This window comes from Belnapia sp. AC561 (assembly GCF_979252845.1).
Genome location: NZ_CEEDBP010000366.1, coordinates 1 through 250 on the forward strand (window position 1 = coordinate 1; position 250 = coordinate 250).

At 73.2% G+C, this 250-nt stretch carries 1 pseudogene; it reads left to right on the forward strand.

The features are described from left to right. Positions 1-250: pseudogene (locus tag AC0IW9_RS31450) on the forward strand (sulfatase); the annotation flags it as partial.

Consider the following 250-nt stretch of genomic DNA (forward strand, 5'->3'; position numbering starts at 1 on the left):
GCGCTGACCTACCTCAAGGGCGTCGGCCGCACGCCCTGGTTCCTCCACCTCGGCTACTACCGGCCGCATCCGCCCTTCATCGCGCCGAGCCCCTACAACCGCATGTCCCACCCGGCGGAGATGCCGGGGCCGGTCCGGGCGGGCGATTGGCGGCAGGAGGCCCGGCAGCATCCGCTGCTGGACTTCTACCTGCGCGGCATCGGCCAGGGCAGCTTCTTCCATGGCGCCGGCGGGGCGGTGACCGGGCTGG